This window comes from Pseudomonas sp. NPDC089407 (genome assembly GCF_044900445.1).
Lineage (GTDB): Bacteria > Pseudomonadota > Gammaproteobacteria > Pseudomonadales > Pseudomonadaceae > Aquipseudomonas.
Window position 1 is genome coordinate 61324 of sequence record NZ_JBJDNB010000012.1, and the last position, 20479, is coordinate 81802.

At 61.2% G+C, this 20479-nt stretch carries 16 protein-coding genes, 1 tRNA gene and 1 pseudogene; 11 read left to right on the forward strand and 7 right to left on the reverse strand.

What is annotated here, in order from left to right:
• Positions 1 to 7 precede the first annotated feature (7 nt).
• Positions 8 to 1078: an AI-2E family transporter gene (locus tag ACI2KG_RS11690; RefSeq protein WP_404662006.1), complete on the forward strand. Its 1071-nt coding sequence runs from the start codon at positions 8 to 10 to the stop codon at positions 1076 to 1078.
• Between the two features lie 164 nt (positions 1079 to 1242).
• Here the strand turns inward: ACI2KG_RS11690 and ACI2KG_RS11695 are convergent, their stop codons facing one another.
• Both ACI2KG_RS11695 and ACI2KG_RS11700 read right to left on the reverse strand, forming a co-directional pair.
• A complete protein-coding gene (locus ACI2KG_RS11695) occupies positions 1243 to 1716 on the reverse strand; it encodes a peroxiredoxin (protein WP_404662007.1) in 474 nt (157 codons plus the stop codon).
• 11 nt (positions 1717 to 1727) lie between these two features.
• On the reverse strand, positions 1728 to 2288 hold the full coding sequence (locus ACI2KG_RS11700; RefSeq protein ID WP_003254741.1) for a glycine cleavage system protein R: 561 nt from the start codon (positions 2286 to 2288) through the stop codon (positions 1728 to 1730).
• 259 nt (positions 2289 to 2547) lie between these two features.
• On the opposite strand from ACI2KG_RS11700, the gene dapA reads away from it, so the two are divergent.
• The 5 genes from dapA (at position 2548) to ACI2KG_RS11725 (ending at position 6253) form a co-directional block, all read left to right on the forward strand.
• Positions 2548 to 3435, forward strand: coding sequence for a 4-hydroxy-tetrahydrodipicolinate synthase (gene dapA / locus ACI2KG_RS11705; RefSeq protein ID WP_404662008.1), 888 nt, complete (start codon positions 2548 to 2550; stop codon positions 3433 to 3435).
• Positions 3436 to 3450: 15 nt separating this feature from the next.
• A complete protein-coding gene (bamC, locus tag ACI2KG_RS11710) occupies positions 3451 to 4572 on the forward strand; it encodes an outer membrane protein assembly factor BamC (protein ID WP_400613405.1) in 1122 nt (373 codons plus the stop codon).
• A complete protein-coding gene (locus ACI2KG_RS11715; protein WP_404662009.1) occupies positions 4573 to 5331 on the forward strand; it encodes an MBL fold metallo-hydrolase in 759 nt (252 codons plus the stop codon).
• Between the two features lie 30 nt (positions 5332 to 5361).
• Positions 5362 to 6072, forward strand: coding sequence for a phosphoribosylaminoimidazolesuccinocarboxamide synthase (purC, locus tag ACI2KG_RS11720; RefSeq protein WP_404662010.1), 711 nt, complete (start codon positions 5362 to 5364; stop codon positions 6070 to 6072).
• A gap of 91 nt (positions 6073 to 6163) precedes the next feature.
• A tRNA-Ser gene (locus tag ACI2KG_RS11725) sits at positions 6164 to 6253 on the forward strand.
• Positions 6254 to 6691: 438 nt separating this feature from the next.
• Here ACI2KG_RS11725 and ACI2KG_RS11730 read toward each other — a convergent pair.
• A complete protein-coding gene (locus ACI2KG_RS11730) occupies positions 6692 to 6964 on the reverse strand; it encodes a DUF3077 domain-containing protein (RefSeq protein WP_336333902.1) in 273 nt (90 codons plus the stop codon).
• 659 nt (positions 6965 to 7623) lie between these two features.
• On the opposite strand from ACI2KG_RS11730, the gene ACI2KG_RS11735 reads away from it, so the two are divergent.
• The 3 genes from ACI2KG_RS11735 (at position 7624) to aldA (ending at position 12746) form a co-directional block, all read left to right on the forward strand.
• The gene (locus tag ACI2KG_RS11735; protein ID WP_404662011.1) at positions 7624 to 8787 is read left to right on the forward strand and encodes an ATP-binding protein; all 1164 of its coding nucleotides are present in this window, start codon (positions 7624 to 7626) and stop codon (positions 8785 to 8787) included.
• A gap of 294 nt (positions 8788 to 9081) precedes the next feature.
• A complete protein-coding gene (locus tag ACI2KG_RS11740; protein ID WP_404662012.1) occupies positions 9082 to 11259 on the forward strand; it encodes a PQQ-dependent dehydrogenase, methanol/ethanol family in 2178 nt (725 codons plus the stop codon).
• 50 nt (positions 11260 to 11309) lie between these two features.
• Positions 11310 to 12746: an aldehyde dehydrogenase gene (gene aldA / locus ACI2KG_RS11745; protein WP_404662013.1), complete on the forward strand. Its 1437-nt coding sequence runs from the start codon at positions 11310 to 11312 to the stop codon at positions 12744 to 12746.
• Positions 12747 to 12851: 105 nt separating this feature from the next.
• Here the strand turns inward: aldA and ACI2KG_RS11750 are convergent, their stop codons facing one another.
• Complete coding sequence (locus ACI2KG_RS11750) at positions 12852 to 14801, reverse strand: sigma-54-dependent Fis family transcriptional regulator (protein WP_404662014.1); 1950 nt, start codon at positions 14799 to 14801, stop codon at positions 12852 to 12854.
• Between the two features lie 211 nt (positions 14802 to 15012).
• Positions 15013 to 15119: pseudogene (locus tag ACI2KG_RS11755) on the reverse strand (lysine transporter LysE); the annotation flags it as partial.
• Positions 15120 to 15261: 142 nt separating this feature from the next.
• Between ACI2KG_RS11755 and ACI2KG_RS11760 the strand changes: the two are divergent.
• Together ACI2KG_RS11760 and mqo are read left to right on the forward strand one after the other, a co-directional pair.
• Positions 15262 to 15453, forward strand: coding sequence for a YhfL family protein (locus ACI2KG_RS11760; protein WP_003254720.1), 192 nt, complete (start codon positions 15262 to 15264; stop codon positions 15451 to 15453).
• 327 nt (positions 15454 to 15780) lie between these two features.
• Positions 15781 to 17418 carry a malate dehydrogenase (quinone) gene (mqo, locus tag ACI2KG_RS11765; protein WP_404662015.1) on the forward strand — a complete coding sequence of 546 codons (1638 nt, stop codon included), beginning with the start codon at positions 15781 to 15783 and terminating at the stop codon, positions 17416 to 17418.
• A 151-nt stretch (positions 17419 to 17569) separates the two neighbouring features.
• Here the strand turns inward: mqo and ACI2KG_RS11770 are convergent, their stop codons facing one another.
• Both ACI2KG_RS11770 and ACI2KG_RS11775 read right to left on the reverse strand, forming a co-directional pair.
• Positions 17570 to 19339: an ABC transporter ATP-binding protein gene (locus ACI2KG_RS11770; protein ID WP_404662016.1), complete on the reverse strand. Its 1770-nt coding sequence runs from the start codon at positions 19337 to 19339 to the stop codon at positions 17570 to 17572.
• Complete coding sequence (locus tag ACI2KG_RS11775; RefSeq protein ID WP_404662017.1) at positions 19329 to 20477, reverse strand: beta-glucosidase; 1149 nt, start codon at positions 20475 to 20477, stop codon at positions 19329 to 19331. The genes ACI2KG_RS11770 and ACI2KG_RS11775 overlap by 11 nt, the downstream gene beginning before the upstream one ends.
• Between the last annotated feature and the right edge of the window lie 2 nt (positions 20478 to 20479).

The window sequence follows — 20479 nt, forward strand, 5'->3', positions numbered from 1 at the left end:
ATCGTCAATGTTCAAAGTGCTTCGCGACTGGATGCAGCGCTACTTCTCCGATGAAGAAGCCGTGGTGCTGGCGGTCCTGTTGTTTCTGGCTTTCACGGCCGTGCTCACCCTGGGCGGCATGCTCGCGCCGGTGTTGGCGGGCATGGTGCTGGCGTTCCTGATGCAGGGCCTGGTCAACGCCCTGGAGCGTCTGCGGGTGCCGACGCGGCTGGCGGTAATGCTGGTGTTTGCCCTGTTCATGGGCGCGCTGGCGCTAGTCATGCTGGTGCTGGTGCCGCTGCTGTGGCACCAGTTGATCACCCTGTTCAACGAGCTGCCTGGGATGCTCGGCAAATGGCAATCACTGCTGTTGCTATTGCCTGAGCGCTACCCGCACCTGGTGTCGGACGAGCAGGTGCTGCATGCCATCGAATCGGTACGCGGTGAAATCGGCAAGTTCGGGCAATGGGCGCTGACCTTCTCGCTGTCCAGCCTGCCGCTGTTGGTCAATGCCATGATCTACCTGGTACTGGTGCCGATCCTGGTGTTTTTCTTCCTCAAGGACCGCGAGCTGATTGGCCGCTGGGTCAGCGGCTACTTGCCGCGCCGACGCACCCTGTTGAACCGGGTGGGCAACGAGATGAACCGGCAGATTGCCAACTATATCCGCGGCAAGGGCATCGAGATTCTGATCTGCGGCATTGCCACTTACATTGCCTTCATCAGCCTGGGGCTCAACTACGCCGCGCTGTTGGCGTTGTTGGTGGGGCTGTCGGTGGTGGTGCCTTACGTGGGCGCAGTGGTGGTGACCGTGCCGGTGACCCTGATCGCGCTGTTTCAGTGGGGCTGGGGCGACCAGTTCATCTACCTGATGACGGTGTACGCAATCATCCAGGCGCTGGATGGCAACGTGCTGGTGCCGCTGCTGTTTTCCGAGGCGGTCAGCCTGCACCCGGTGGCAATCATCTGCGCGGTGCTGCTGTTTGGCGGGTTGTGGGGGTTTTGGGGGATCTTCTTTGCGATCCCGCTGGCGACCTTGATCAAGGCTGTGCTGGATGCCTGGCCGCGGCAGGAGCCTAGCGTTTCGCCGATGCTTTGATGTAATTGGGGCCGCTCTGCGGCCCATCGCCGGCAAGCCAGCTCCCACAGGGGCTGGGTTGCATTTGAGACATCAACCCCAGGCATGCGCTGCATTCAAGCCCTGTGAAGATCCTGTGGGAGCCTGGCTTGCCGGCGATGGGCTGCAAAGCAGCCCCAAAAAACTCACGCCTTGTCCAGAGCCTGAGCAGCCGCCAACACGGCATCCACATGCCCCGGCACCTTCACCCCACGCCATTCCTGGCGCAGCACACCGTCCTTGTCGATCAGGAAGGTGCTGCGGTCAACGCCCATGTATTCCTTGCCATACAGCTTCTTCAGCTTGATCACGTCGAACAGCTGGCACAGGGCCTCGTCCTTGTCGCTGATCAGCTCGAACGGGAAGCCTTGCTTGGCCTTGAAGTTCTCGTGCGACTTGATGCCATCGCGCGACACGCCGAACACCACGGTGTTGGCGGCAGCAAAGGCGTCATGCTGGTCGCGGAAACCCTGGCCCTCAGTGGTGCAGCCCGGGGTGCTGTCCTTCGGGTAGAAGTACACCACCACTTGCCGGCCCTTGAGTTCGGCCAGGCTAACGGTTCGCCCGCTGGTGGCCTGGGCCTGGAAGTCGGCAACAGGTTGGTCGAGTGCTACAGCCATGGTCGGTTTCCTTACATTGGGTTCTGTGGACGCCATGGCTCGATCAGCGCATCGAGGTTCAGGGCATCGGCAAAGTCCAGGAACTGGTCACGCAGCCAGCTGATCTGGGTGCCGGCCGGCAAAATTACGGTGAACTGGGCGTTGAGCATGCTGCTGCCGGTCTGCGGTGCCAGGTAGGTGTCGCAGGTCATGGCTTCCAGCTCGACGCGGTGGTCGAGGAAGAACTGGCACAGCTCGTTGATGATGTCCGGGCGGTAGGCGGCGCTAACGTAGGCCACATAAGGCAGGGCCTGCGGGCGCACTTCCTGGTCGGCACTGCGCACCACATCGAGGGTCAGGCCGTGCTTCTTGCCCAGGCCCGGCAGGGTAGATTCAAGGCGCGCCAGGGCGTCCCAGCTGCCGCCCACTTGCAGCACCAGGGCGCTGGTCTCGCCGTGGCGGCTCAGGCGCGAGGTAACCACCGCGCAGCGGTTCTCGAAGGCAGCGCGGCTGAGGACGTTGGCCAGTTCCATGGGGTTTGGCCCCAGGGCACTGATAACAAGGAATTGTTCGCGGACGGTGGGGGTGGACATGCAGCATTCCTAAAGCGATGAGCGGTCGGCACAGGACGGGCGAAAGCCTCCTGTCGGCAGGGCCCGGGGCTCGCATGCGAGGTCGTGGACGCTGGCGGGGAGCAAGGTCGACGGCCCGGCGGGCCGCGCTGCACCGATCAAAGCATCAAGGGTAGCGAAATAAGGCGCCGAGGGGAATGCTCCGCCCGCCTGCTTCGCTTGTGCAAGGCCGATGCCCCCAGTACCATTACCGCTCTCTTTTTCCGGCAGGAGCAGTTACATGATTGCGGGCAGTATGGTGGCATTGGTCACACCCATGGATGCACAAGGGCGTGTTGACTGGGGCAGCCTCGACAAACTTGTAGACTTCCACCTGGAAAACGGCACCCATGCGATCGTCGCGGTCGGCACCACCGGTGAGTCCGCCACGCTGGATGTCGAAGAACACATCCTGGTCATCAAGCACGTGGTCGAGCGCGTCAAGCGCAGCAACAAACCGATCCCGGTCATCGCCGGCACCGGTGCCAACTCCACTGCCGAAGCCGTGCACCTGACCCAGAACGCCAAGAATGCCGGCGCTGACGCCTGCCTGCTGGTGGTGCCGTACTACAACAAGCCGACGCAAGAAGGCCTGTACCAGCACTTCAAGCACATTGCCGAAGCCGTCGACATCCCGCAGATCTTGTACAACGTTCCCGGCCGCACCTCCTGCGACATGCAGGCCGAGACCGTGATCCGCCTGTCGACTGTGCCGAACATCATCGGCATCAAGGAAGCCACCGGCGACCTGGCCCGTGCCAAGGCCATCCTGGAGGGCGTCAGCAACGACTTCATCGTCATGTCCGGCGATGACCCGACTGCCGTCGAGCTGATCCTGATGGGCGGCAAGGGCAACATCTCTGTTACCGCCAACGTCGCCCCGCGCGAAATGGCCGATCTGTGCGAGGCTGCCCTTGCGGGCGATGCCGAGAAAGCCCGCGCGATCAACGAAAAACTCATGCCGCTGCACAAAGACCTGTTCTGCGAAGCCAACCCGATCCCGGTGAAATGGGCGCTCGTCGAAATGGGCCTGATGCACAAAGGCATTCGCCTGCCACTGACCTGGCTGAGCGAAGGCTGCCACGAAAAAGTCCGTACTGCCTTGCGCCAGTCCGGCGTACTGGTTTAAGAGGAAGTACACCGCATGAAGCGACTGGCTGGTCTTTCTGCCCTTGCCCTGATTATCTCCAGCACCAGTGGGTGTGGCTGGCTGTGGGGCGAGGATGGCTATTTCCGCGACCGCGGCAGCGATTACCTGCAGGCGCACCCGACCGCACCGATGCAGCTGCCGCCGGACGCCAGCAACGTCAAGCGCCTTGACCCGCTGCTGCCGATTCCGCGTAACGTTGCTGACGACACCGCCAGCGGCGAGTTCGAAGTGCCGCGCCCGCAACCGTTGGCCGGTGGTGCCGGCCAGGTGACCGATTACAGCCTGCAGCGCAGCGGCAGCAGCCGTTGGGTACTGGCCCAGCATTCGCCAGCCGAAGTGTGGCCGGTGGCGCGCCAGTTCTTCGAGGACAACGGCTTCCGCATCGCTGAAGAGCGCCCGCAAACCGGTGAATTCAACACCACCTGGCAGCGTTTCGACGAGCTGTCGGCGTCGCTCGGCCAGCGCCTGGCCAGCACTGCCAGCAGCGGTGACAGCGAAGTGCGCGTGCGTGTCCGCATGGAGCCTGGCGTACAGCGCAACACCTCCGAAGTGTACGTGGTCAGCGTCGAGCGCCCGGCCGGCAGCACTGCCGAGCCTGCGTTCCCGTCCTCGTCCGCCAACACCGGCGCCGATGCCCTGCTGGTCGACGAAATGCTTGCCAGCATGAACCGCAGCGCCGAGAAGGGCGGTTCGGTATCGCTGCTGGCCGCGCGCGATTTCGACGCGCCAAGCCGCGTCAGCCTGAGCGAAGACGGCAGCGGCAACCCGGTGCTGTACCTGGGCTCCGACCTGGACCGCGCCTGGTCTGGCGTTGGCCGTGCCCTGGAGCAGGGTGGCGAGTGGCGTGTCGAAGACATCAACCGCAGCCTGGGCCTGTACTACATCAACCTGTCGGAAAAGCCTGACGACAAGCAGAACCAGCCGGGCTTCTTCAGCCGCATGTTCGGCAGCGAACCGACCAAGGAAGAGCGTGAAGCCCGTGCCGAGCGCTACCAGGTACGCCTGAGCAAGGTGGGTGACAGCGTGCAGGTCACGGTCGAGAAAAACATTAACACCGTGGCTCCGGCCGATGTCGCCCGCCGCGTGCTGAGCGCCATTCAGGACCACCTGGGTTAAGTGCGCTTCGCGGTACTCGGAAGCGGCAGCCAAGGGAACGGCACGCTGATCGCCAGTGGTGACACGTTCATCCTGGTTGATTGCGGCTTTTCCCTGCGCGAAACCGAGCGGCGCCTGGCGCTGCTCGGCGTCACGCCGGCCCAGCTCAGTGCGGTACTGGTCACCCACGAACATGCCGACCACGTGCATGGGGTCGGCTTGCTGTCACGGCGCTACAATGTACCGGTCTACCTCAGCCAAGGGACGTTGCGCGGCATGCGCAAGCCGGTGGAGGTGGCCGGTTTTCTCGCTTGTGGCGAAAGCCTGCGCGTTGGCAGCCTGGAGGTGACCGCAGCGCGTGTCGAACACGACGCCTACGAGCCATTGCAGTACGTACTGAGTGACGGCAAGCGGCGCTTCGGCATGCTCACCGACCTGGGTTCGTACGACACGCTGCTGCTGGAACGTTACCAGGGCCTGGATGCACTGCTGATCGAGGCCAACCACTGCCGCGACCTGCTGGCACGCGGTCACTACCCGGCCTTTTTGAAGCGGCGGGTCGGTGGCATGCAAGGGCATTTGAACAATCACCAGGCCGCGCGCCTGGTGCACGAGCTGGGCTGGAACAACCTGCAACACCTGGTGCTGGCCCACCTCAGCAGCAAGAACAACCTGCCACACTTGGCCCGCCAGTGCTTCGTCGACACCCTTGGGTGCGACCCGGACTGGCTCCAGGTGGCGAATCAGGAACACGGGCTCGACTGGCGCGAAATCGCCTAGCCCAACACCTCAAGCAAGCGGAGCCCAATCATGGAAAAACGCGACGAACTCTACCGCGGCAAGGCCAAATCGGTTTACAAGACCGATGACGCCGACCGCTTGATCCTGCTGTTCCGTAACGACACTTCGGCGTTCGACGGCAAGCGCATCGAACAGCTCGACCGCAAAGGCGCGGTGAACAACAAGTTCAACGCCTTCATCATGCAAAAGCTGGAAGAAGCCGGCGTGCCGACCCAGTTCGACAAGCTGCTGGGCGACAACGAGTGCCTGGTGAAGAAGCTGGACATGATCCCGGTCGAATGCGTAGTGCGTAACTACGCGGCTGGCAGCCTGGTCAAGCGCCTGGGCGTGGAGGAGGGCATCAAGCTGGAGCCCTCCACCTTCGAGCTGTTCCTGAAGAACGACGAGAAGGGCGACCCCTTCATCAACGAATCCCACGTTGTCGCGTTCGGCTGGGGCACCGCCGAGCAGCTGGTAGAAATGAAGAAGCTGTCGCTGAAAGTCAACGAAGTGCTGAGCAAGCTGTTCGATGACGCCGGCCTGCTGCTGGTCGACTTCAAGCTGGAGTTCGGCGTATTCCACGGCCAGATCGTACTCGGCGACGAGTTCAGCCCGGACGGCTGCCGCCTGTGGGACAAAGAAACCCGCAAGAAGATGGACAAGGACCGCTTCCGCCAGGGCCTGGGCGACGTGATCGAAGCTTACGAAGAAGTTGCCAAACGCCTGGGCGTGCCGCTGTAAGCGGCACGTTCACGCAAGCGCCTGATACCACGCGATTTTTTTTAAAAAAAGGTTTGCGTTTTAAAAGAACGCTGGTATGATGCGCGGCATTGGAGAGATGCCGGAGTGGTCGAACGGGACGGATTCGAAATCCGTTGTACTGGCAACAGTACCTAGGGTTCAAATCCCTATCTCTCCGCCATACAAGATGAAGCCCCGCAGATTAACGTCTGCGGGGCTTTTTCGTTTTGGGTTGGAAGATGTTCAACGCGATTCTTTTGTCGTCGGCGAGAGCGAGCGCCGCCCGCGCGGCGCTTCGCGGGGCAAGCCCGCTCCCACAGTCTGTTTCGGGCCAATCACTCTTGTGAGTTCACCGCTGGCCGCCTTGTTTGTTCCATTTGATATCGGCTGCGCCACTGCTCTTCATTAATCTTAAGCCATGCACCCAGGGGGCGCGCGCCAAAGGCACAGGAATAATTGGCCAGAAATAGATGTGGGAGCGGCCTTGTGCCGCGAAGCGCCGCGCGGGCGGCGCTCGATGTCCGCATCACATCAGAACCTGAGACGGGCACTTATCAGTCATTACCCTATCCCATGGCGAGCAAATCGCCGTCCCTCTCTCAATACCCCTTCAAGCCGCTCATTTTTTCATCATCCCCAGCTCAGCATCATCCAGCAGCGCCTTGGCCATCGCGCTGAGGTAATGCGAGGCCCAGATCAGTTTCTGGTCGCCTTCCATCAGGCCGGTGATGATCAGGTCGCGCACGTAGCCCATCAGTTCCGATGCCTGTTCGCGGGCGTCCTGGCAGGGGATGCCGGGTTCGATGCGGAACAGCGGGTGGGTGTTGTTTTCGCCTTGGTAGAAGCAGGTCTTGCCGACGGTGGTGGGTTCTTGAGTGTTGTCGGTTGGCATTGTTTTTATCTCCCTGGAATCTTGGTTGTCTGGGCTGGCCTGTTCGCGGCGGTTCGACGCATCGATAAACCCGCTCCTACAACGACCGCGCTGTCCTGTTGTAGGAGCGGGTTCACCCGCGAAGAGGCCGGGCCTGCTAATGCAAGGTGTAAGGCTCAGTAGGTAAATGCGGCCGCATCCGCAATTGCATCAATACCGAATCGAGGGAGTAGGGTGGATCGGGGACCATCTTGCGCATACACATCTCCAGGATCATTGGAGCTGCCGCAAGCTTGCTGTCAAACAAGAGGGTGGCAGCTGTACATGGGTTGACAGACCGAGGATCCCGGAGCAACTCGGCGCACACGGAGGTGCCCCACGTACAGCCGCCATAAACAGTGCACGTGTGCGGGAAAATTGTCGGCCTGTCAAAGCCGGTCGTTGATTTTGCAACGACAAGCCGAGACTAGAGCGCGACATGACCCGTCGCAAGCGTTTGAGCAGTTTGGCAGTATGTTTGGGAAATGGCCTACAAGGAAGGGGATGTTTCTGAGTTTTTGCTGTAGGAAGCGCAGGCTCGGCGGGCGCAAAATACTGACGGCTAGCGAAATCTACTAATAGATAGCGAAAATCGCTAGACTTAGCTATCTATTGCTATAACCGTTGCCTGGAGGTAGCCCATGGACCCGTACCGTAACCCTTTCGCCCCCGGTGCCGGCAGCAGGCCGCCCGAGCTGGCAGGGCGCGACACGGTGCTTGAACACGCCCGTGTCTCCTGCGGCCGGGCAATCAACGGGCGCAGTGCGCGGTCAATGATGCTGCTCGGCTTACGCGGCACCGGCAAGACGGTGTTGCTGAACGAAGTCGGAAAAATTGCCGAGCAGGCGGGCCTGCTGGTCTCCAAGGTCGAGTCGCCGGAAGAGGAAAGCCTTGCCCGTCTGCTTTACCCGGAAATGCGCAAGGTCATGCGCTCGCTCTCCACCGTGGAAGCCGCCAAGCAGATTGCAAACCGGGGCCTCAAAGGCCTGCGCGGGTTTGCCTCCATCTTCAAGATCGATATTGCCGGCGTGGAAGTTGGCGTAGAGCCGGAGCCAGGGCTTGCCGACAGTGGCAACCTGCAATACGACCTGCCAGACCTGTTCAACGTAATTGGGCGGGCAGCCAAGGCTGCTGGCAAGGGCTGGATTCTGCTGATCGACGAAGTCCAGTACCTGAGTGAAGCCGACCTCAGGGCGTTGATCGTCGCCATGCACCGCATGTCGCAGGAAGGCCTGCCGATACTGCTTGTAGGCGCCGGGCTGCCCCAGGTCGCGCGCCTGGCAGGGGAGGCGAAGTCATATGCCGAGCGGCTGTTCCTCTATCCCGAAATCAATGCACTGGATGCCGATGCTGCGGCCCAGGCGGTGCTCAAGCCGATTCTGGAAGAAGAGGCGTCCATCGCAGACGCCGCCTTGAATGAGATTGTGGTGCGCACAAAGGGCTATCCGTTCTTTCTGCAGGAGTGGGCGTCCACGGCCTGGAACTACGCAGAAGGGCCGGAAATATCATTGGACGATGTTGTTCAGTCTTATTCGGAAACCCTGGCTTTGCTGGATGCGGGTTTCTTCAGGGTCCGTATCGACCAACTGACCCCAAGCGAAGTGCTTTTCGTCAGGGCCATGTCCGGCCTAGGCAATGGGCCGTATGCGGTGGGTGATATCGCCAAGGCGATGGGGCGTACCCAATCGTCGCTGGGCCCCATCAGGGCCAAGGTCATTGCCAAGGGTATGGCCTATAGCACCGACCATGGTGTGCTGGACTTCACTGTCCCGCTCTTTGCAGAATTCATGCGCCGCCAGCATTGAACCGCTGGCGCGCCAGATGCAAGCTGTGAAAGGGGCGCAAGGCGCCCCGGCTTAATCAGCGTGCGCTTTTCGCACCCGGCGGCAGGATGATTTAGAGGAAATCGCTACACCTGTCGCATCACCGTCCCTCTCGTGCGACAGGTGTAGCGACGTCTTTTCATCCAGCGCTTCGCTACAGGCCCCGCCGTGCCTGCTCTGTAGCCTGTGTCAAAACTGTTGGCATAGGCATTGCTCCAGTTCCTTCCAGCCATCCGCGCCTAGCGCTGGCCCCTAATAAGAACTGGAGATCCCCCGATGAATCAGATTGGCCTGCCGCACTGCCTTGCTCCCTCACTGGCAAAAAGTCTTTTCGTTTCACTGCTACTGGGCGCGGCAATTTCCGGCCATGCGCTGGCGGCGCCTGCGCAGCCTGCCGCTGTCGATGGCGCGCGGATCAGTGCGGCCAACAGCGAGCCGGGTAACTGGATGACCACCGGCCGCACCTACGATGAACAACGCTTCAGCCCACTGAAAAAAATCAACGACGGCAATGTCGACAAGCTCGGCCTGGCTTGGAGCTACAAACTGGATATCGACCGAGGTGTGGAAGCCACGCCGATTGTCGTTGATGGGGTGATGTATACCACCGGGCCGTTTTCCATCGTCTACGCACTGGATGCACGCGACGGCAAGCTGCTGTGGAAATATGATCCGCAGTCCGACCGCTCGCGCGCAGGTGAAGCTTGCTGCGACGCCGTGAACCGTGGCGTAGCGGTGTGGAATGGCAAGGTGTATGTCGGCGTGCTGGATGGCCGTCTGGAAGCCATCGACGCTAAGACCGGGCAAAAGGTGTGGAGCGTCGATACCCGCAGCGACCCATCCCGCAGCATCACCATCACCGGCGCCCCGCGCATTGTCAAAGGCAAAGTCATCATCGGTAACGGCGGCGCCGAGTTCGGTGTGCGCGGCTATATCACTGCCTATGACGCCGAGACTGGCAAGCAGGACTGGCGCTTCTTTACCGTGCCAGGTGACCCCAAGGAAATGCCTAAGGGCAAAGGCATGGAAATCGCCGCCAAGACTTGGTTCGGTGACAACTACCACAGGCAGGGCGGTGGCGGCACTGTGTGGGACTCGATGTCCTATGACCCGGAGCTGAACCTGCTGTACATCGGCGTGGGCAACGGCTCATCGTGGAACCCGCGCATCCGCAGCGAAGGCAAAGGCGACAACCTGTTCCTTTCGTCCATTGTGGCCATCAACCCGGATAACGGCGAGTATGTCTGGCACTACCAGACCACCCCTGGCGATGCCTGGGACTACACCGCCACGCAGCACATCATGCTGGTGGACCTGGAACTCGAGGGCAAGAAACGCAAGGTGCTGATGCAGGCGCCCAAAAACGGTTTCTTCTACGTGATCGACCGCGCCACCGGCGAGCTGTTGTCGGCAAAGAACTTTATCCCGGTCAACTGGGCCACCGGTATCGACATGAAAACCGGCCGGCCGATCCGCAACGAAAAAGTCTCCGATTACTGGAAAGATCCAGAGAAGAAAGCCCGCCTGATCCAGCCCGCTTTCTGGGGTGCGCACGACTGGCACCCAATGTCATACAACCCGCAAACGGGCTTGGTGTATATCCCGGCGCACATCATGTCGGCCATGTATCAGGACGTTGACGGCGCACCGCCGCGCTCCCAGTTCAAGAGCATCTACCAGCTTGACGTGAACACCGGGATGATGCCTGAAGACCCTGAAGGCCTGCGTAAGATCGCTGATACCTGGACCGGCAAGCTGATCGCCTGGGACCCGGTCAAGCAGGAAGCTCGTTGGGAAGTGCCATACACCACCATCTTCAACGGCGGCACCCTGAGCACTGCCGGCAACCTGGTGTTTGAAGGTACTGCAAATGGTCGCGTGGTGGCTTACACCGCCGATACCGGCAAGAAGGTCTGGGAATCTCCTGCCAACACCGGCGTGATGGCTGCCCCGGTGACCTATGAAGTGGACGGTGAACAGTATGTGACCTTCATGGCTGGCTGGGGTGGCGCGTTCTCGACCTTTGCCGGCGCCTTGTCGCTGCGTGCCGGGGTTAAACCCAATGCGCAGGTGCTGACCTACAAGCTTGGCGGCAACGCAACGCTGCCGGGCCTCGAGGACCGTTTCGCCGATCGCAAACCCGAGCCGCCGAAACTGACCGGTACGCCCGCACAAATTGACCAAGGCCGTGAGCTGTTCAACTCCAGTTGCTCGCAATGCCACGGCATCAACGCCATCAGCGGCGGTGTAGTGCCTGACTTGCGCACCATGAGCAAGGACAACCACGACCGCTTCTTCGGCATCATTTACGGGGGCCGTATCCCTGACGGCATGCCGTCGTTCCAAGGGCATCTCGACATGCCGCAGGCCGAAGCCGTGCATCAGTACTTGATCAAGCGCGCCTATGACCTGCAAGAACAGCAGGCCGCCGCCAAGAAAACTGCAAGCAATTAAGTCTTATGCGCCCGCTCTGGCGGGCTTTTTCATGGACAGGAGAAACTGCAATGAGCGAGATCGTCACCTACCAGAACTTTATCGACAACGCTTTTGTTGGCAGTGAAGAACTGATCGAAGTGTACAACCCGGCTGACGCCGCCCTGCTGGCGCGGGTGCCCCAGGCCACCAACGTACAAGTCGAACGCGCCATCGCCGCCGCGCGTAAAGCGCAAAAAGGCTGGGCCGCTAAACCGGCTATCGAGCGTGCCGGCTATCTGCGTCAAATCGCCAACAAAGTGCGCGCCAACGCTGAGCGCATTGCGCGCATCATTACCCAGGAGCAGGGTAAAGTACCGGGCCTGGCGCTGGTGGAAGTGAACTTTACTGCCGACTACCTCGATTACATGGCCGAGTGGGCGCGCCGCCTGGAAGGCGAAGTACTGACCAGCGACCGTGCCGGCGAGCATATCTTCCTGCAGCGTAAACCCTTGGGCGTGGTGGCCGGCATTCTGCCGTGGAACTTCCCGTTCTTCCTTATCGCTCGCAAGATGGCACCGGCACTGATCACCGGCAACACCATCGTGATCAAACCCAGCGAAGAGACGCCCATCAACTGCTTCGAATTCGCCCGTCTGGTCGCTGAAACCGACCTGCCTACCGGCGTTTTCAACGTCGTCAGCGGCACTGGCGCAGGCGCAGGGCACGCCCTGGCCAGCCATGCTGGTATCGACCTGATCAGCTTCACCGGCAGCGTTGGCACCGGCTCGCGAATCATGGCGGCCGCTGCACCGAACATTACTAAACTCAACCTCGAACTGGGCGGCAAGGCGCCTGCCATTGTGCTGGGTGATGCCGACCTGGAGCTGGCGGTCAAAGCCATCACCGCCTCGCGGGTAATCAACACCGGGCAAGTGTGTAACTGCGCTGAGCGGGTGTACGTCGAGCGTAGTGTCGCGGATGAGTTTATCGACAAACTGGCCAGCGCCATGGCCGCCACCAAATACGGTGACCCGTCCACTGATGCTGATCTGGATATGGGCCCGCTGGTCAACCAGATCGGCTTGGACAAGGTGGCGCAAATGGTCAAGACCGCCAGCAGCCAGGGTGCGCAGATCATCACCGGCGGCAACATCGCCGACCTGGGCAAAGGCTTCCACTACCAGCCCACCGTGCTGGCCGGCTGCAAGGCCGATATGGAGATCATGCGCAAAGAGATCTTCGGGCCGGTTTTGCCGGTGCAGGTAGTCGATTCGTTAGATGAAGCCATCGCCTTGGCCAATGACAGCGAATACGGCCTGACCTCGTCGCTGTACACGCGCAACCTGGGGGCCGCGCTAAAGGCCGCTCGCGAGATCGACTTTGGCGAGACATATATCAATCGCGAAAACTTCGAAGCCATGCAGGGCTACCATGCCGGCACGCGTAAGTCCGGCATCGGCGGGGCGGATGGCAAGCATGGGTTGTACGAGTTCACCCATACCCATGTGGTGTACATCCAGGAGTGAGTGCCGGCCGAGCGTTAAAGCGCCCGGTTGTTGCAGTGCTGGCTAAGCACTGCTTTGGGCCCCCATTACTACGGTAATGGAGGGCCTTTCTTTTGCGGGTGGTGCTTAAAACAACTCGTTGGGCTGCACGATCCCGTGCTTTTTCATTTTGCGATACAGGGTGGAGCGCGAAATCCCAAAACTGTCGGCCGCCGCAGTGACATTCCACCGATACTGGCGCAGCGTGGCATACAGGTGGCGTGCCTCCTCGTTGCCCAGTTGTTCGGCCAGGTTACCAGTGGGCGGCGCTACAGGTGCCAAGGCAGGCGGTAGTGCTGTCAACACGCCTTGCAGTTCCGCTGGCAGGCAATCGCTATCAATCACTCCGCCTTCCGCCAGCGCCACCGCGTAACTCAACCCATTAAGCAGTTGGCGGATATTGCCGGGCCAGGCGTAGGCCAGTAGCCGGGCCCGCGCCTCGTTGTCCATGCGTAACCCGGCCGCACCAGGCTGCGCGGCCAGCAGTTCATCGAGCAGTTCGGCGCGATCGCTGCGTTCGCGCAGGGCAGGCACGTGCAGGGTCATGCCGCAGAGGCGGTAGAACAGGTCTTCTCGAAACTGCTTAGCGCTGATCATGCCGGCCAGGTTTTGGTGGGTAGCCGATATAACCTGGGCGTCTAGTGCCACCGGCGCCGCTGCACCGATGGGGCTAATTTCCCGCTCGGCCAGCACGCGCAGCAAACGGGTTTGCAGGGGGGCCGGCATATCGCCAATTTCGTCGAGGAACAACGTGCCGCCATTGGCCAGTTCCAGTTTGCCTTTCATGCCTTTTTTGTCGGCGCCGGTGAAGCTGCCAGGACGGTAGCCAAACAGTTCACTCTCGATGAGGCTTTCAGGAAGCGCGGCGCAGTTCAGTGCCACGAAGGGGCCATTGCGGCGTGCGCTGGCCTGGTGGATTGCCCGAGCGAAGGCTTCTTTTCCGGTGCCGGTTTCGCCGGTGATCAGAATAGGGATGCGCTTGTCGAGTACCTTGCGAATACGGCGCACCCCCTCTTGCAGAACTGGATCGCGGCCCCCGAGTTGGTCGAGTTGCGGGTGCTGCAGGTTGCTCGGGCGTTTTGGTGAGGCTGGTTTCAGGCGGCCAACGGGGATACGCAGACCGACGTCGACCAATGCTTCGTCGATCAGTGCACGCAGTTGTACGCCCCGGGCGCCACCGCTGGTCATGTTCAGCAGTTCGTCGACATTCGCCGGCAGCAGGGTGTCGATATGTCGGCCAAGCAATGACTGGTTCTGCACCGTGTCGTAGGCGATAAAGGCCGCACGGTTACCGCCGACCACTCGGCCGCTTTCGTCTAAGGCCAGCAGCTGTTCGTTGGCTAGGTCGGTGATGTCATCGCGCGGCTTGATTGCCAAGGTCAGGCAGTCGCGGTAGCGCTGGCGAAAGTGCGAGTTCTCGATCATGCGCGCATACATGATCACCAGTTGCAGGGTCAGGTACTGCGATTCCTTCGGCCCGACGCTGTTCAGGTAGGTGGCGTTCAGGCAGCCGCGCAGCAAACCTTGAGCGTCGAAGATTGGCGCCACGGAACAGCTGAGGCGGAAGTTGGAGGTCAGGAAGTGCTCTTCGCGGTGAATAATCATCGCCTGTTCGGCCGCCAGGGCGGTGCCGATGGCGTTGGTGCCGGCCACCGATTCGGTCCAGCGCGCGCCGACGATCAGCCCGGATTGGGTATAAGGGTCGGGCTGGTTGGGCAGGCGAGCGTCAAGGGTAATGCCTTGTTCATCGCTAAGCAGCACGGCAAAGCCAGCCGGCACCACGCGCTTGGCCAGGCCAGTGACGCCCTGGCTGGCTATGGAAAGGTATTCCTGGTGTTGGGCCTGGTGCTGGCGAATTTCTTCTGCGGTAAGGATGTGTTTCGCGTTTACCGCCCGAGGGTTGAGCTGATGCTGGTTAATGCTGCGGTACCAGGACTGGGCAATTACCCCGTCCGGGCGGATGCCGCGATCATGGAAGTGATCGTTGACGAAGGTAGCCAATTCAATGGCGGTAGTTTCCAAGACATGCGCAGGCATAGCAGAACTCCAGGTGCCGATGCCGTCAGCGGGTGGGGCGCTGCGCATAAGCTGTTTTTTTGTAATAGTAGCGTGCGGTTGGCGCGTGGGTGCGGCATAGGGTAAAACGCCCTTTACCTTTGGTTTGCATGCTGCGGTCATCCTTGCGTTAAATGCCGGCCGCGGCGGCAAGCCACATGCCAGCAGAAGGGGGCACTGCACCCTGTTGTGATCAGCGCATCGCCGCCAGCTTGATGCCAAACCCTACCAGGCAAGCCCCCCCCGCCGCTCGAACATATTGCTAATACGCGGGTTGGCGCGCATGCGTTCGGCCAGTTGGGATATTTATTGCGCCACATCTTGTTGTTGCACGCCTGCAACAAACTTGTGCTGTCAGCGACTTGGATCCAAAGCTCAGTTTCTGTATCATCCCGCCGCCATCAGACGATGGCCGAAGATGATTCATTTAAAGGACTGAGTAATGAAAAAGCTGTTCAAGGCCACTGTTGCCGTTGCTGTCGTATCGGGTGTTGCCCTGCTGTCGGGTTGCACTGGCCAGGTCTACAACCAACCGAAAAACTGCACCTACGACTACCTGTTCCACCCTTCGGTTTCCATCTCCAAGATCATCGGTGGCTGCGGCCCAATCGATAAACTGCCTCAGCAGCAGTAATCTTGGCGGTACCCTGATCGCGACGCTTGCGGCGTGATCCAAGGCCCCCGGTCATGCACATGGCCGGGGGTTTTTGTTTTTGAGCGTGACAATCCGCCGCTGGGGCAACCCGTCGCCTTGCGCATCGGCCTGCAATTTGTTTGTGCTGGCATTTCAGATACAATCAGAAAAACGATTCAGCCTTGTCGGTCAATTCGACAAAAGGCCGAGTCGTTTTCTGGTTCTCTGGCTGCTGAACAATGATCAATAACAAGCCTGCGCTGAAGAACACGCTTTACCGGGGCCAGCCACAGGCCCTCCCTCTGTTCTTATGACTGGAATTGATCAATGTTCAAGAAAGCTGGCAAGACCTTGCTGGGTCTGGCTGTCGCTGCAAGCTTCATGCAAGCGCACGCCGCAGAAACCAAGAAAGTAGACGTGCTGCTGGTCGGCGGCGGCATCATGAGCTCCACCCTGGCGGTGTGGCTGCACGAGCTGGAGCCAAGCTGGTCGATGGAAATGGTCGAGCGCCTGGACGGCGTGGCTGAAGAAAGCTCCAACGGCTGGAACAACGCCGGTACCGGTCACTCTGCCTTGGCCGAGCTGAACTACACCCCGGAAGACAAAGACGGCAACGTCAACATCGCCAAGGCCATCGAAATCAACGAGGCGTTCCAGATTTCCCGCCAGTTCTGGTCGTGGCAGGTACGCCAGGGCGTGCTGAAGAACCCGCACTCGTTCATCAACACCACCCCGCACATGAGCTTCGTGTGGGGCGATGACAACATCAAGTTCCTGAAGAAGCGTTACGACGCGCTGCAGGCCAGCCCGCTGTTCCGCCCGATGCAGTACTCCGAGGACCACGCGCAGATCGCCAAGTGGGTCCCACTGATGATGGAAGGTCGCGACCCGAACCAGAAGCTGGCCGTGACCTGGACGCCAATCGGCACCGACGTCAACTTCGGCGAGATCACCCGCCAGTTCGTCGGCCACCTGCAGACCCAGGACAAGTTTGACCTGAAGTTGTCCAGCGAAGTGCAGGACATCAGCCGCAACAAGGACGGCTCCTGGCACGTCGAGTACAAGAACCTGAAGGACGGTACCGAGTCGGCCACCGACGCCAAGTTCCTGTTCATTGGTGCCGGCGGTGGCGCACTTAAGCTGCTGCAAAAGTCGGGCATCCCTGAAGCCAAGGAATACGCAGGCTTCCCGGTGGGCGGTTCGTTCCTGGTGACCGAGAACCCGACCGTGGCCATGCAGCACATGGCCAAGGCCTACGGCATTGCCTCGACCGGTGCGCCACCCATGTCGGTACCGCACCTGGACACCCGCGTGCTGGACGGCAAGCGCGTGATCCTGTTTGGCCCATTCGCCACCTTCTCGACCAAGTTCCTGAAGAACGGTTCGTACCTGGACCTGCTGGGCAGCACCACGATGCACAACGTGTGGCCAATGACCAAGGTCGGTATCGAGCAGTACCCGCTGGTCGAGTACCTCGCTGGCCAGCTGATGCTGTCTGACGACGACCGCTTCGAAGCCCTGCGCACCTACTTCCCGAACGCCAAGAAGGAAGACTGGAAACTGTGGCAGGCTGGCCAGCGCGTGCAGATCATCAAGCGTGATGCCGAGAAGGGTGGCGTGCTGAAGCTGGGTACCGAAGTGGTGGCTTCGCAGGACCGCACCATCGCCGGCCTGCTGGGCGCCTCGCCAGGTGCCTCGACCGCTGCACCGATCATGCTGAACGTGCTGGAAACCGTGTTCAAGGAGAAGGTCGCTACCCCAGAGTGGCAGGCCAAGATCAAGGAAATCGTACCGAGCTACGGCACTAAGCTGAACGACTCGGCCGCGGCCACTCAGAAAGAGTGGAACTACACGGCTGAAGTGCTGCAACTGCAGAAGCCACCGGTGATCGACGCCAGCGTCGGTACCACCGTTGCGCCGAGCCAGCCGGTTGAAAGCAAGCCTGAGAATGACATGGCGCTGTAAGCGGCCATTGTTGTGAAGGAAAGCCACGGGGGAGACCTTGTGGCTTTTTTTTGCCTGTGCGGGCCTCTTCGCGGGTGAACCCGCTCCTACACCGGGGAGCGTTACCGGTGTGGGAGCGGTTTCAACCGCGAAGAGGCCGGCACGGGAACCGCTACCGGGTCACACCGAGTGCCATGCCCTGGGCTTCCCACAGCCGTTGAAACGTCCCGCCTGCATGGCGCAGGGTGTCGGGCGGGCCGTCTTCGACGATGTGCCCGTTGCGTAAGACGATGATCCGGTCGAACCGGGCCACGGTAGACAAGCGATGCGCCACCGCCAGCACGGTGCGCCCTTTCATGAGCTCATCCAGGGCCTGTTGGATCTGCGCTTCGGAGGTTGAATCCAGTGCGGAGGTGGCTTCGTCGAGGATCAGAATCGGCGCATTTTTCAGAAATGCCCTGGCCAGGCCTAGCCGCTGGCGTTGTCCGCCGGACAGCATCACCCCGCGCTCGCCCACGCGGGTGGCATAGCCCTGGGGCAGGGCGCGGATGAAATCGTCGCAATGCGCCTGATGCGCCGCCTGCATGATCTGCTGCGGGGTGGCATCCGGCTGGCCGTAGCCTATGTTCTCCAGCACGCTGCGGTGAAACAGCGCTGGCTCCTGGGGTACTACTGCAATTTGCCGTCGCAGGCTGTCCTGGCTGACGGTGCGCAGGTCATGTTCATCAATCAGAATCACCCCGCCTTGCACGTCATCCAGTCGCTGTACCAGGCTGATCAGGGTGGATTTGCCGGCACCGGAGGGGCCGACGATGCCCACTTTCTGCCCCGAAGGTATGTCCAGAAACAAGTGCTGGAATACCCGCTGGCCGTTGCCGTGACGGTAGCTGACATCGATGAAGCGAATGCTGCCGTGGCTGCTGGGCAGCTCCTTGGGGGTGTCTGCCAAGGCGTGGGGCTGTACGATGATGCGCAGGGTTTCGGCAATTACCCCAAGCTGCTGCGAGGTATCCACCAAGGCCAGCGCCAGGTCGCGCGAGCCATGCAGAATGCGGAAGGTCAGCGCGCTGACCATGACCACGTCCCCGGCCGTGACCTGGCCTGCTCGCCACTGCACGATGGCCCACCCGAGCATGGCGCCGGCCATCACCGACAGGCACAGGTCATGCACCACCCTGGCTTTCTCCAGGTAGATCCAGCTGCGTTTCTGCGCCGTGGCTTCGACCCCGATGGCTTGCTCGAGGCGGCGACGTTCGCGCTCGCGTGCCGAGAATGCCTTGATGGTCCAGACGTTGTTGACCTGATCGACAATCTCGCCACCCACCCGGGCCGATTGCGCGGCGAAGTCGATATGCCGGCTGCGGCCGCGAATGCCCATTACCGTGATCAGTGTGGCCACGGCCAATACACTGGCGATCAGGGCCAGGCCCATCGTCACCTGAACCGTCAACAACACGATCACAGCGCCGACGAAATCGACACAGGGCGGAATGATTTTCCAGGCTAGCCCGCCATAGATGGAGCCCGCCGCCGCGCCGGCAGAGGATATCCGGTTGGCCAAGGCACCGGCGAAATGCTGGGTGAAGTAGCGCATCGGGTGGCCGGTCAGGTGGTTGAACAACTCGATACGCAGGTCGGCGCAACTGGCCACCACCGTGCGACAACCCAGGTAGCCGCCGCTGCGCCAGAACAGGTTTTCCACCACGATCAAGCTGATGAACAGCGCGAACGGCAACCATACCCGCCCGGCGCCCTGTGGGCCGTCGGCCATGGCATCCACCAGCAGTTTCATGCCGTACTGCACGGCTACCGCGCAGCTGGCCGCACCCACGATCAGCGTTAGCAACGCGGCAAAGGGCCACGGCCTGCGTTTAACGTAACGCCACAGGAACGCCACCGGCCGGTCAGGCAATAGCGGCGAGTCACGCTGCTCAGGGTTCATGGCTGACCCGCGGGTTGCAGTGTTGCCGGTTCATCTGCGCCGAGGTTTGCTGCAACGCCAGGTGCAGGGGATGGAAGGGCGCCCGGCTGCCGCTGGCATCGGGATAACCGAACACCCCCGTCGGGCAGTAGCGGTCATCATCCCAGCCCGGATAATCCAGAAACGGGTACCAGCACAGCCCGATGATCGGCACACCCCGACTGCGGGCCAGTTGCAGCTGCGCGCTGACATAGCACAGCCAGGGCACCCGGGCGGTGTCCTCGGCGCCGGTCTCGGCCAGCAGTACAGGGCGTTGGTAACGCTGATGCAGCTCGCTGAGCATGCCCTGCAATGGGCGGAAATCGGCGTGGCCTGGTGGAATTTTCTCGCCCGAAAAGTACCACTGGTTTTGCGGGTAGAAATTGGCCCCGACGATATCCAGGCAAGCTTCCTGGCCGCCTAGCCCCGGCCAGCTTCGCCCGGTCAGCAGGTCCCAGCTTTCGTACTGCGCCAGCCGGTAGGCTTCGGCAGCGGCGATGTGTTCGGCACGCCGGCTGGTGGGCAACACGTTGATCAGCGGGTCGCATTGCAGAAAACGCGCTGCCGGCACCACTTCGCGGATGGCCTGGATGGCTGCAATGCTCGCGCGCACAAGCTGGTGCTTGAGTTCCTGGCCGCGCCCGGTGGCACACGGGTTGAAATAGCCAACCTCGCCACCGGCCCAGCTCCAGAATGAAATTTCGTTGATCGGCGATAGCAGCGGTGCGTGTTCGCCACCGTCGGCAAGCAGGCTGGCAAAAGCGGCGGCGAAGCGGGCAAAGCGCTCGACGAACGCCGGTCGCCAGATGTCCAGGTCGTCCGGGTAGCCGTAATGGCAAAGGTCCCAGACCACTTGAATGCCAGTACGGCGGGCTGCTGCGATCATCGGCAACACCTCTGACCAGTCGTACTGATACGGCCGCCGGTCGATCAGGTGCCAGCGCAGGCCATCACGCACACTGCGAACGCCCAGCGCTGCCAGCTGTTGGTAGTCTTGCTCGGCCCAGCGCGCATGGCCGGTGGCGTGCAGCATATCCAGCCGGCGACCGTCGCGGCGCCGCTGGGCCGAGCACTCGTACCCCGCCATGACGAAGCTGTGTATTAGCTGTTCGTGATCCATCA